Origin of the sequence: Mesorhizobium sp. M1A.F.Ca.IN.020.03.2.1, assembly GCF_004023205.1 — a bacterium.
In the GTDB taxonomy this organism is placed as follows: domain Bacteria; phylum Pseudomonadota; class Alphaproteobacteria; order Rhizobiales; family Rhizobiaceae; genus Mesorhizobium.
Window position 1 is genome coordinate 1 of the sequence record NZ_RZSV01000200.1, and the last position, 10,250, is coordinate 10,250.

Sequence of the window (10,250 nt, forward strand, 5' to 3'; positions counted from 1 at the left end):
CTGGTCTTGTAGTCGCGATCATTGGCCTCGACGTTGTTCGAGCGGCGGCTGTCGATGGCGATCTTCATCTGGCCAGCCAGTTCCGACACTGGCCCGACCGCGGCCGGCCCAGCAAAGCCGATAGCGATGAAGGCGAGATCCGCGCGGATAACGAATTCCGTGCCGGCGATCGGCTTGCGCTTTTCATCGACCTCGCAGCATTTGACGCCGGTCAGCGCGCCGTCCTCGCCGATGAATTCGAGCGTCGCCACCTGGAACTCGCGTTCGGCGCCTTCCGCCTGCGAGGACGAGGTGCGCATCTTCGTCGCCCAGTAGGGCCAGACCGAAAGCTTGTCTTCCTTTTCCGGCGGCTGCGGCCGGATGTCGAGCTGGGTGACACGAACGGCGCCTTGGCGGAAGGCGGTGCCGACGCAGTCGGACGCGGTGTCGCCGCCGCCGACGACGACGACATGCTGGCCGCCGGCGACGATCGGCGGCGACGGCCACGCCACCGACTGGATCGGCTCGCCGCCGATGCGCTTGTTCTGCTGCACCAGGTAAGGCATCGCGTCATGCACGCCATCGAGATCGTCGCCGGGAATGTTGGCCGGGCGCGGCGTTTCCGAACCGCCGCAATAGAGCACCGCATCATATTCGGCGAGCAGCTCCGCCACCGGCTTGTCGACGCCGACATTGATCCCGCAATGGAAGCTCACGCCCTCGCCTTGCATCTGCTCGATGCGCCGGTCGATATAGTGCTTCTCGATCTTGAAGTCGGGGATGCCGTAGCGCATCAGCCCGCCCGGCCGGCTCTCGCGCTCATAGACGTGAACGTCGTGACCGGCGCGGCCAAGCTGCTGGGCGGCCGCCATGCCGGCCGGCCCCGAGCCAATGATTGCGACGCGCCTGCCGGTTTTCCTTTCCGGCGGATAGGGCCGGATATGACCGGTTTCATAGGCCTTGTCGGCGATTGCTTGCTCGATCGTCTTGATGGCGACCGGAATGTCCTCGAGGTTCAGCGTGCAGGCTTCCTCGCAAGGCGCCGGACAGATGCGGCCGGTGAATTCCGGGAAATTATTGGTCGAATGCAGGTTGCGGATCGCATTGTCCCAGTCGCCATTGTAGACGAGGTCGTTCCAGTCCGGGATCTGGTTGTGGACCGGGCAGCCGGTCGGCCCGTGACAGTATGGAATGCCGCAATCCATGCAGCGCGCGGCCTGTTTCTCGACCTCCTTGTCCGACATCGGCAGCGTGAACTCGCGAAAATGCCGGATGCGGTCGGAAGCCGGCTGGTACTTGTGCACCTGCCGGTCGATCTCGAGAAACCCTGTTACCTTGCCCATAGTCCAGTCCCTGCTGTCCAGATGGCGCGCTCGACGTCGCACCCGTTAACCTCATAAGGCAGCCATGGCAACCTTCAGTCCGAGGCCAGGATTGTTGATGAAGGCATCGACCGGGAAGCTTTGCTTCCCGGAAATCCCAATACCTATTCCGCCGCAACGCCCATGCGCATGCGTTCCATTTCGATCAGCGCGCGGCGGTATTCGACCGGCATGATCTTCCGGAATTTCGGCCGGAAAGTCGCCCAGTTGTCGAGGATCTCGCGGCCGCGCACCGAACCCGTGTAATGAACGTGGTTCGAGATCAACTGATAGAGCCGCTCCTCATCATGGCTGGTCATGTCGCCGGACACGTCGACGCGGCCTTTGTGGTCGAGGTCGCCGCCATGATGGAGCAGTTTCTCCATCAGGTCGTCTTCCTCGGGAACGGGTTCCAGTTCGACCATCGCCATGTTGCAGCGCTCGGCGAAATCACCCACCTCGTCGAGCACATAGGCGACGCCGCCCGACATGCCGGCGGCAAAGTTGCGGCCGGTCTGGCCGATGACGACGACAATGCCGCCGGTCATGTACTCGCAGCCATGGTCGCCAACACCTTCGACGACGGCAGCGACGCCCGAATTGCGAACCGCAAAACGCTCGCCGGCGACGCCGCAGAAATAGGCCTCGCCCTCGGTCGCGCCGTAGAGCACCGTATTGCCGACGATGATCGACTCGGCTGCGACGATCTTCGTGTTCTCAGGCGGGCGGATGACGATGCGCCCGCCCGACAGGCCCTTGCCGACGTAGTCGTTGGCGGCACCGACCAGCTCGAACGAAACCCCACGCGCCAGGAAGGCGCCGAAGGACTGGCCGGCGGTGCCGGTGAGCTTCACCGAGATCGTGTCCTCGCGCAAGCCCTTGTGCCTGAAGCGCTTTGCCACTTCGCCCGACAGCATGGCGCCGGTCGAACGGTCGACATTGCGGATCGGCAGCTCGATGCTGACCGGCTGCCTGGCTTCGAGCGCCGGCTTGGCCAACTCGATCAGCTTGCGGTCGAGCACGTCGTCGATCGGATGCTTCTGCCGCTCGGTCCAGTGCACCGCCTCATGCGGCGCATCCGGCTTGAAGAACATCTTGCTGAAATCGAGCCCGCGCGCCTTCCAGTGCTGGATCAGCGCCCGCTTCTCCAGGAGTTCGGTGTCGCCGATGATCTGGTCGAGATGGGTGTAGCCCATCTCGGCGAGCAGCGCCCGGACCTCTTCCGCCACATAGAAGAAGAAGTTGATGACGTGTTCCGGCGTGCCCTTGAAGCGCTTGCGCAACACCGGATCCTGCGTCGCGACGCCGACCGGGCAGGTGTTGAGATGGCACTTGCGCATCATGATGCAGCCGGCCGCGATCAGCGGCGCGGTCGAGAAGCCGAATTCGTCGGCGCCAAGCAGCGCGCCGATGACAACGTCGCGCCCGGTGCGCAGGCCGCCATCGACCTGCAGCGCGACGCGCGACCTGAGGCCGTTGAGCACCAGCGTCTGGTGCGTCTCGGCAAGGCCCATTTCCCACGGGCTGCCGGCGTGCTTGAGCGAGGTCAGCGGCGATGCGCCGGTGCCGCCGTCATAGCCGGAAATGGTGATGTGATCGGCGCGCGCCTTGGCGACGCCGGCCGCAACCGTGCCGACACCGACTTCGGAGACCAGCTTGACCGAGACATCAGCCGCCGGATTGACGTTCTTGAGGTCGTAGATGAGCTGCGCCAGATCCTCGATCGAGTAGATGTCGTGATGCGGCGGCGGCGAGATCAGGCCGACACCGGGCGTCGAATGCCTGACCTTGGCAATGGTGGCATCGACCTTGTGACCGGGCAACTGACCGCCCTCGCCGGGCTTCGCGCCTTGCGCCACCTTGATCTGCATCACGTCGGAGTTCACCAGATACTCCGCCGTCACGCCGAAACGCCCGGAAGCGACCTGCTTGATCGCCGAACGCTCGGGGTTCTTGCCGCCGTCCGGCAGCGGCAGGTAACGGTCGGCCTCTTCGCCGCCCTCGCCGGTGTTAGACTTGCCGCCGATGGCGTTCATGGCGCGGGCCAGCGTGGTGTGCGCTTCCCTGGAAATCGAGCCGAAGGACATCGCCCCGGTCGAGAACCGCTTGACGATATCGGCAGCCGACATGACCTCGTCGAGCGCGACCTTCTTGCGCCCGGTTTCTTCGGCCAGCCTGATCTTGAACAGGCCGCGAATGCTCTGCGCCCGCGCCGTCTCGCTGTCGATCTGAGCGGAATAGTCCTTGAACGTCTGCCACGATCCCTGGCGCACGGCGTGCTGCAGGGTGGCCACCGCATCGGGCGACCAGATATGCGCTTCGCCGCGCATGCGGAACATGTATTCGCCGCCGACCTCGAGGCTGTTGCGCAGCACCGGGTCGTTGCCGAAGCCGTCGGCGTGGCGGCTGACCGTTTCGGCCGCGATCTCTTCCAGCCCGACGCCTTCGATCAGCGTCGCGGTGCCGGTGAAATATTTTTGCACGAAGTCGGTCTTCAGCCCGATGGCGTCGAAGATCTGCGCGCCGCAATAGGACTGGTAGGTCGAGATGCCCATCTTCGACATCACCTTGAGAATGCCCTTGCCGATCGACTTGATGTAGCGGGAGACGACCTCATTGGCGTCGACTTCGGCCGGCAGCTCGCCGCGCTTGTGCATGTCGAGCAGCGTGTCGAAGGCGAGATAGGGATTGATCGCCTCGGCGCCATAGCCCGCAAGGCAGCAGAAATGATGCACCTCGCGCGGTTCGCCGGACTCGACGACCAGCCCCACCGACGTGCGCAATCCCTTGCGGATCAGATGATGGTGGACCGCCGCCGTCGCCAGCAATGCCGGGATGGCGATGCGGTCCGGCCCGAGCTGACGGTCCGACAGGATGATGATGTTGTAGCCGCCGGCGACCGCCGCCTCGGCGCGCTCACACAGCCGGTCGATGGCGCCCTGCATGCCGGCCGCGCCTTCGTTCGAAGCATAGGTGATGTCGATCGTCTTGGTGTCGAAACGGTCCTCGGTGTGACCGATGGAGCGGATCTTCTCAAGATCGCCATTGGTCAGGATCGGCTGGCGCACTTCGAGCCGCTTGCGACGCGAATTGCCGACGAGATCGAAGATGTTCGGCCTCGGCCCGATGAACGACACCAGGCTCATCACCAGTTCCTCGCGGATCGGGTCGATCGGCGGGTTGGTGACCTGGGCGAAGTTCTGCTTGAAATAGGTGTAGAGCAGCTTCGATCTGTCCGACATCGCCGAAATCGGCGTGTCGGTGCCCATCGAGCCGACCGCTTCCTGGCCGGTGGTCGCCATCGGCGACATCAACAGCTTGGTGTCTTCCTGGGTAAAGCCGAACGCCTGCTGGCGATCGAGCAGGCTGACGTCCCTGCGCAGCGCCCGCGGCTCGACCGGCTTCAGGTCTTCGAGGATGAGTTGGGTGTTGGCGAGCCAGCTCTTGTAGGGATGCCTGGTCGCGATCTCCGACTTGATCTCCTCGTCGGAAACGATGCGAGCCTTCTCCAGGTCGATCAGCAGCATGCGGCCGGGCTGCAGCCGCCACTTCTTGAGGATCCTTTCCTCCGGCACCGGCAGCACGCCGGCTTCCGAGGCCATGATGACGCGATCGTCGTCGGTGACGATGTAGCGCGCCGGGCGCAGCCCGTTGCGGTCGAGCGTGGCGCCGATCTGGCGGCCGTCGGTGAAGGCCACCGCCGCCGGCCCGTCCCACGGCTCCATCAGGGCGGCGTGGTATTCATAAAAGGCCTTGCGATCTTGATCCATCAGCTTGTTGCCGGCCCAGGCCTCAGGGATCAGCATCATCATTGCGTGAGCGAGCGAGTAGCCGCCCTGCGTCAGGAATTCGAGCGCATTGTCGAAACAGGCGGTGTCCGACTGCCCCTCATAGGAGATCGGCCACAGCTTGGAGATGTCGTTGCCGAACAGTTCGGAATCGACCGAGGCCTGCCGCGCCGCCATCCAGTTGACGTTGCCGCGCAGCGTGTTGATCTCGCCATTGTGGGCGACCATGCGATAGGGATGCGCCAGCTTCCACGACGGGAAGGTGTTGGTCGAGAAACGCTGGTGGACGAGGATCAGCGCCGTCTCGAAACGCGGATCGGTCAGATCCTTGTAATAGGCGCCGACCTGATAGGCCAGGAACATGCCCTTGTAGACGATGGTCCGCGATGACATCGACACGACGTAGAAGCCATTGTCGACGCCCTTGGTCTCTTCGTGGATACGACCGGAAATGACCTTGCGCAGGATGTAGAGCCGCCGTTCGTAATCGTCGTCGCTCTCGATCTCGGCGCCGCGACCCAGAAATACCTGCCGCTGGACCGGTTCGGAAGCAGCGATATCAGGCGCCTTTGACAGCGATGAATTGTCGACCGGCACGTCGCGAAAGCCGAGCAGCGGCTGGCCTTCGAGCTGCGCGACCTCGGCGATGATGCCTTCGATATGCGCCTGAAGCTCAGGATCGCGCGGCATGAACACATGGCCGACGGCGTAATGGCCGGGGTTGGGCAGTTCGACGCCCTGGCTGGCCATCTCCTCGCGGAAGAAGCGGTCGGGAAGCTGCACCAGCACGCCCGCGCCGTCGCCCATCAGCGGGTCGGCGCCGACGGCGCCGCGATGCGTCAGATTTTCGAGCACCGCCAGGCCGTCCGTGACGATCTGATGCGACTTGACGCCCTTCATATTGACGATGAAGCCGACGCCGCAGGCATCGTGCTCGTTGCGCGGATCGTAGAGGCCGTGGGCGGCGAACCCGGTAGGGGTCCGCCCGATCTTGGTCAGGCCAGTGGCGATGGACGGATTTTTGACGGCTGGCGCTTTCGTCTGCGCGGCCGGGCCGTTCGTCGCAGATGGCGTCACTTCCGTCATCGTCCTGTCCTCCGTTCTTGCCTGGCGCAGAGACAGGCGGTCGGCTGCGTCCCCCGTCTTCCCCGCCTGTGGGCGCAGGTGGATCGGTGGGCAGCGCCGAGCTGGCTGAGTAACCTTCTTCATGTTGCCAGCCTTACTCCAGTGCCATCTTTGACGGGTCCGGGAGACCCTTAGCGGCAGTATGTTTTGGTGAGTTGATCAGGCACGTCTTCTCCTTGCTCGGTCACGTGTTTGCGGTAACGGCGAGGCTGGGCTGGACGCCTGGGCCGACCTATTTGTACATCCACGTCAGGGAAATGGACGAATTGGCCAGTAAGCCATTCGCCCCTCTTTGGTTTCCTCCTTGGCCGCCCCTTTCACCTTTTGGGAGAATCCTCTTGCGGAGCCACACAGAGAGCGCCGTAACAAACCTTCTCACCCTTGTAGTTGGCCAGAGCCTGCAGCAACTCGGGTAGAAGGTGCTGTTTCAGGTCGTCCGAGATAGGCTCCGGACCCTCCAGCGCTTTCAGTGTCTGCTCGACCAACTCGATGGCGCGATCTTTGTTGCCGCTCTCATGATAGTACTGAGCGACCACCGGATAAGACAGGAACTTAGAGCCGCCGCCTTGCGGCAGTGCCACGATGTGTTTGGACAGCTCTTCGCCCATCGCGAAGCGCTCAGCAGACGGAAAGCCGGAATAATCAAAGCCCGGCGCGAAGAGTTGGTATAGCGCCCAATACATCCATCCCTCGGACTTTCTGTCGATCGCGTCGCGAACGAATTGGCGCATTACGGGCAAGCCGGCCTGCATGTCGCGCATTCTGTGAAGCAACAGATTGACATGACTCACGCGGAAGTTGAGTTTGTCCGGTATCAATGCGAGGCCTTCTTCAATCGCCGAGAGCGCCGTCTTCCAATCCTCGGCCTCCATTGCCGGCCGAAGTTTGTCGTATATGGGCTTGGTCAGCGCTTGTTCGCGCGCTATGGTTTCGCCTTCCGCAATCCGCTCCGTATCGGCGGATTTTGCCTGATCGCTGATGCGCCAGCTGCCGTTAAGCACCTTCGGCAAAACCTCATCGAGTTGCGTCGGATGACCGATAAAGGCGATGTGGCCGTCTCGGTCGACCACGAACGAGGTCGGGACCCCGTAAGAAAAGCTGGGCTCCATCCAAAGCTTGTCCATTTCGCCTGTGGAGTCGAATGCGATCCGATAGTTCAGATTCGGGAATTTTTCGGTCAACCAAGCGTCCAACGTGCTTCGGGCCTCGTCGGCCGTTGGAGCGTCTTCAGAAGCCGCGACTCCGACGATCTCAACGCCGTTGTCCTTGTATTTCTCCTGCAGCTGGATCAGATGGGGCATCCCGTCCACACATGGGCCGCACCAAGTTGCCCAAAATTCGACTATGCACACTTTGCCGGGCTCAAAGCTGGTGAGGGGCTCGCCACGCAGCCAGTTCTCGACTTTAATCGAAGGAGCCGGGGACTCCATCTGCAATACCACGTTGCGGTCCAAAGCTATTTCCAAAGGTTTCTGCACGAGCTGGTTTCCTCTCAGAGACGGCACACGGGTTCAGGGAGGAGCGGATCGCTCGTCTTGCCCCATTGAGTGCAGTCACAGTCACTCAGTCTCAAAAACCATGCCAACGCGCTCAGCGCGCAGTTAGCGCCCATTGCTTCGAAAAACCTCGACAGTGCCCAGATGTTGGTTGTAATGAACCTGACATTTGTCTGACGCTGTCAGCTTTTGGACACGCGATCACGCGCTTCGTGCCGCCAGAAGGTCAGGCCGAGCCCTGTGTTGCCAGCGGTCGCTTCGATGATTGTACCGCCCCGCGCGAGCTGGCCACGCTGTTCGGCATTAACGATCATCGACAACGCAATGCGATCCTTGATCGATCCGCCGGGATTCTGGCTTTCGAGCTTGACGAAGAGACGACACCTGCCGGTATCGAAGCTCTTCAGTTCGACGACCGGCGTCTCCCCAATCAGATCGAGCACTGACGCAAATGGCGGACGCAGGCGAGAGGACGCCTTTGTCGACGGTCGGCGGAACATCTCGAGGCTCATGCGGCTGCGGTCTCCAGAATGTCGGCATAGTGCCGTTGCGCAGCATCGGGATGCGAGCGCAGTCGGCTCTTCAGCAGTTGCGGAACAGTGGATTGTCGGGGTCGCTGGCGGGGCACCCGCTTCGGCAGCCGTTCAGGCGGCAGGTCAAGAAACCGTATGTCGGCATCAAGCCGCGCGCCGAAGAAGAAGGGAATCGAAACAGTGCCCTTCGAAAGACCCAGGGCAACGGAAATCATTGCATCGGGCGAGTTCATGCGCCTGAAGCAGCGCTGCCTGCAACTGCTTCATAGCGACAGGCGGGCGAGACTCTAGCGAGGCTTTCGCCGCTTGGTTGATTGAGGCTCTCGACGAAGCCACTAAGATTCGGCGGCCGATAATAGCTTGCTGCTCATTGGGACGTCGACCAACGCCGGGATTGAGAAAGGCAACCCTGCCCCACAAGGCGGGTGTCACACGTGCGGTGCGTCCGCTCGTCACGCCGGATGGTTTTTGAGACCTGGGTTCACGGCTAATCAGATGCACCCCTGTCGTCGTTTCGGTGCAGGCCGCCAGGGGGGCGTGTTGCAGCAGCTTGCAATTAGTTTCGCCAGTACGGGGCGTGCGAGCACGGGGCTGCACAATGAGATCATATGCCGGCGTGGGGACCAAGGTGTGGCGCAGCCTTAGAGAACTCAACACCGAGACCGGAGCAACGGAGACTGCTCTTTCGTCGAGCCAGTTTAAATTAGAACATTCTTTCTATAGTTTACGTCAATTATCCTGTTCGATAGCTCTGTCGACTAGCGATGAGACTTTTCAACGCAGCGCGGACATCCGCTGGCCGGATGTGACTTGCTATCCCTTTCAAGATCAAACAGGAGAACCCATGAGCAATCCAGTCCTTGTCAACCGGACCATTCTTGACTCCGACGTTGTACCGCTGACCAGCCGTGTCGGAGCTGAAATCAGAGGCGTTCGCCTTGGCGGAGACCTTTCGGACGCAGCGATAGCAGCCATCAACCAGCTTCTTCTAAAACACAAGGTGATCTTCTTCCGCGGCCAGGAGCACCTCGACGATGCGGAGCAGGAATTGTTCGCGCGGCGTCTGGGTAACCTTGTACCTCATCCCACGCAGGGGCCGGCAGCCGGCACGGCCTCAATCCTCAATCTCGATTCCGGCCGTGGCGGTGGCAGGGCAGACCAGTGGCATACCGATGTGACTTTCGTCGATGCCTATCCGAAATTCTCGGTCCTACGTGGCGTCGTCATTCCGGCGGCGGGGGGCGACACGATCTGGTCCAACACGCACGCCGCGTACGAGAATCTGCCGGCGCCGCTCAAAATATTGGCGGACAATCTGTGGGCTATTCATAGCAATGCCTACGACTACGCAGCCGTGCGCCCGCGCGCCACAGCCGAAGAGAAGAGGCACTTCGAGGAAGTCTTCACATCGACGATCTACGAGACCGAGCATCCGGTCGTGCGCGTCCATCCCGAAACCGGGGAGAAGTCGCTGCTGCTCGGCAATTTCGTGCAGCGCCTCGTCGGCCTTTCCAAGAGCGATTCCGCCAAACTCTACGAGGTGTTCCAGTCCTACGTCACTGCCCCGGAAAATACCGTGCGGTGGCGCTGGCAAGTAAGCGACGTCGCTATCTGGGACAACCGTGCTACCCAGCATTATGCGGTCAACGACTATGGCGACCAGCACCGGGTTGTGCGTCGCGCTACGGTTGACGGTGACGTTCCGATCGGCGTCGACGGTCGCCGCAGTATAACCCGTGTCAAGGCAGCCAAGCCGGCGGCGAAGGCAGCCTGACCGTCTGAACAGGGTAAAGATGAAAACTTCGTATCGCCGCGGCCATATCGCGCTGCTTAACCGCCCCACAAAGCCTTATGATTTCCGAGAAGCAAGGCGAGTTGCGGGCTCGAGGCTTGGCCCGAAATCGAGGTCCTGCAGCGTGGCGCATGGCTCGAGTCGCTGCTCGTGGCCCCGCTGCAGCGGTACAGGTC

The 10,250-nt window shown here is 62.0% G+C and carries 5 protein-coding genes and 1 pseudogene; 1 reads left to right on the forward strand and 5 read right to left on the reverse strand.

Annotated features, from left to right (window positions below; all coding sequences use genetic code 11):
• The 5 genes and pseudogenes from EOA79_RS24780 to EOA79_RS24800 form a co-directional block, all read right to left on the reverse strand.
• The coding region (locus tag EOA79_RS24780) for a glutamate synthase subunit beta (protein WP_164893937.1) at positions 1-1,322 on the reverse strand (1,322 nt) is incomplete at its 3' end.
• A gap of 143 nt (positions 1,323-1,465) precedes the next feature.
• Entirely contained in the window at positions 1,466-6,214 is a 4,749-nt protein-coding gene (gene gltB, locus EOA79_RS24785; protein WP_128293386.1) for a glutamate synthase large subunit, read from the reverse strand.
• A gap of 356 nt (positions 6,215-6,570) precedes the next feature.
• Entirely contained in the window at positions 6,571-7,683 is a 1,113-nt protein-coding gene (locus EOA79_RS24790; RefSeq protein ID WP_126095612.1) for a TlpA disulfide reductase family protein, read from the reverse strand.
• A 293-nt stretch (positions 7,684-7,976) separates the two neighbouring features.
• Positions 7,977-8,249, reverse strand: a pseudogene (locus EOA79_RS24795) (pyridoxal-phosphate dependent enzyme); the annotation flags it as partial.
• Positions 8,250-8,257: 8 nt separating this feature from the next.
• Entirely contained in the window at positions 8,258-8,515 is a 258-nt protein-coding gene (locus EOA79_RS24800; RefSeq protein WP_091600625.1) for a hypothetical protein, read from the reverse strand.
• Between the two features lie 611 nt (positions 8,516-9,126).
• Between EOA79_RS24800 and EOA79_RS24805 the strand changes: the two genes are divergently transcribed.
• The gene (locus tag EOA79_RS24805; protein ID WP_091600626.1) at positions 9,127-10,056 is read left to right on the forward strand and encodes a TauD/TfdA family dioxygenase; all 930 of its coding nucleotides are present in this window, start codon (positions 9,127-9,129) and stop codon (positions 10,054-10,056) included.
• The last annotated feature ends 194 nt before the right edge of the window (positions 10,057-10,250 follow it).